Annotated in this window: 3 protein-coding genes and 1 pseudogene; 3 read left to right on the forward strand and 1 reads right to left on the reverse strand. The window is 56.2% G+C overall.

The annotated features are described in order from the left end of the window. The 3 genes from M0974_RS17630 to M0974_RS17640 form a co-directional block, all read left to right on the forward strand. Positions 1 to 704: ACT domain-containing protein (locus M0974_RS17630; RefSeq protein ID WP_367279032.1), on the forward strand; the 704-nt coding region annotated here is incomplete at its 5' end. Positions 705 to 728: 24 nt separating this feature from the next. After that, entirely contained in the window at positions 729 to 1,109 is a 381-nt protein-coding gene (locus tag M0974_RS17635) for a RidA family protein (RefSeq protein ID WP_078739772.1), read from the forward strand. Between the two features lie 56 nt (positions 1,110 to 1,165). Next, entirely contained in the window at positions 1,166 to 1,903 is a 738-nt protein-coding gene (locus tag M0974_RS17640; RefSeq protein ID WP_297839433.1) for a hypothetical protein, read from the forward strand. 126 nt (positions 1,904 to 2,029) lie between these two features. Here the strand turns inward: M0974_RS17640 and M0974_RS17645 are convergent. Then, positions 2,030 to 2,278: pseudogene (locus M0974_RS17645) on the reverse strand (SDR family NAD(P)-dependent oxidoreductase); the annotation flags it as partial.

Below are 2,278 nucleotides of genomic sequence, written 5' to 3' on the forward strand. Positions count from 1 at the left end.
CCCATATCCGTCACGCGCTCAAGCTACAACGCCGCTCTGAGTCCATCAGCCTTGGCGAACGCCTGCTGAACAAAGTGCTCAACGGTTTCGACAGCACACTGGAGAAAATCCCCGAAGAGCGTGTGCAGTTGATTCTTGCTGAATACCGAGTGGAGGTTATTGAAGACCTGCTCGAAGACATTGGCCTGGGTAATCGCATGGCTTACGTGGTTGCCCGCCGCTTGCTCACCAGCGACGCCGAGCAATTGCCGAGCTCCGAAGGTCCGCTGGCGATTCGCGGTACCGAAGGCCTGGTTCTGAGTTACGCCAAATGCTGCACGCCTATCCCAGGCGACCCGATTGTTGGCCATTTGTCTGCGGGCAAAGGCATGGTGGTGCACCTGGATAACTGCCGCAACATCAGCGAACTCCGCCATAACCCGGAAAAATGCATCCAACTGTCCTGGGCCAAGGACGTCACCGGCGAATTTAACGTCGAATTGCGCGTCGAACTGGAACATCAGCGCGGCCTGATCGCGTTGCTTGCCAGTAGCGTTAACGCCGCCGACGGCAATATCGAAAAAATCAGCATGGACGAACGCGATGGTCGCATCAGCGTGGTCCAATTGGTGGTCAGTGTGCACGACCGTGTGCACCTGGCCCGCGTGATCAGAAAACTGCGCACTCTGACCGGGGTCATTCGCATCACCCGCATGCGCGCGTAGCCCACCATTTCTCAGGAGTTACTCATGACCAAGACCGTTATCACCAGCGATAAAGCACCTGCAGCCATCGGCACGTATTCTCAGGCGATTAAAGCTGGCAACACCGTCTACATGTCGGGGCAGATCCCTCTGGACCCGAAAACCATGGAGTTGGTTGAGGGTTTCGAAGCTCAGACCGTTCAGGTCTTCGAAAACCTAAAATCCGTTGCTGAAGCAGCCGGCGGTTCATTCAAAGACATCGTTAAATTGAATATCTTCCTGACTGACCTGAGCCACTTCGCCAAGGTCAACGAGATAATGGGCAAATACTTCGACCAACCCTATCCGGCCCGCGCCGCGATTGGTGTTGCTGCGCTGCCAAAAGGCGCGCAGGTCGAAATGGACGCTATTCTCGTCATCGAGTAAATCTCTTGGGCGAAGCGCTGTGCGTTTCGCCCTCCCCCCGCAAAGGAAGGATCGCCATGCGCTTTGCGCTTGCTCTCTCGCTGCTCGCCGCACTGCTGAGCGGTTGCGCCAGCAACTCTAACCGCAACCCGGACGGTATCTGGATCAATCAAGTCGCCATTGATGCCGCCGTAAAAGGCGGAAATTTACGCCAGGCGCTGCTCGCCAACGGACCTAACCTGGAATGGCGTGTCGACTCGAAGACCGGCCAAGCCTCGTTCTCTAATGGCTTTGAGCAGAGCGAAGGCAAAATCACCAGTGCTGCCGACGGCAAATTCCACATCGACTTCTACGGCAACTTCTTTGAAGACCTGACGATCAAGGGCGACGACCTGATTCAAGCCGCCAGCGAATCAGGTCCAGAACAACGCTTCCAACAGCCGAAAGACCCTTCGCCTGCCGATGCACCACCCGGCAGCAGCTTCGAAAAAGCCCTGTATGGCGCCTATATGGGCGGCAAATGGAAAATTGTTGATGGCGTAGGCGCCGGCAGCATTGTTCAATTCCATCCCGACGGCAGCATCGACGGCTTGCCTGGAAATGATCGGTACGCGCTGTGCCTAGCCGGCGATTGTGCGGCCATGAGCGGTGAAAACGACAGCCTTTGGCTTGAGAAAAACAAGCAAGGCAATGCTTGGATCTTCTACCGCAAAGGTGACCAGCTGGAAATATTGCAAGCGGTCAATCAAGCTCAGTCCGATGAAATGCCCGACCTGCATCCCGGTGCACGTCAATGGTTGCTGCAGCGCGATTAAGACTTAACCTGAATCCTCAGGGTTAATCAAAACCCTGTGGGACCGAATTTATTCGGGAAGCGGACAGCGCGGTGTATCAGGTATATCGCGCTGTTGTTTTCCCGAATAAATTCGTTCCACGGTGGATTACAGCCTATTCCCGCTTTCTAGAATCGCTGCATACCCTTCTCGATAACTCGCATAACGCGGCACCCAGCCTAATGCTCGGGCCCTGGCGTTGCTGCATTGCTTACTGCCCGCACGGCGCACGCTGGCGTCGGCAGACCACTCGGTGACGCCGAGGTACTCCCGCAACCACGCTACAACGTCAGCCAAGGGGGCCGGCGCATCGTCGACGCCTATGTAGCAATCGTCCAACACCGCTCCGCGAGCATC

The organism is Pseudomonas sp., assembly GCF_026224925.1.
Lineage (GTDB): Bacteria > Pseudomonadota > Gammaproteobacteria > Pseudomonadales > Pseudomonadaceae > Aquipseudomonas.

Excerpts from the sequence above, each read along its gene's own strand:
- M0974_RS17640 (WP_297839433.1), top strand. The coding sequence starts at position 1,166 with ATGCGCTTTGCGCTTGCTCTCTCGCTGCTCGCCGCACTGCTGAGCGGT.
- M0974_RS17635 (WP_078739772.1), top strand. The coding sequence starts at position 729 with ATGACCAAGACCGTTATCACCAGCGATAAAGCACCTGCAGCCATCGGC.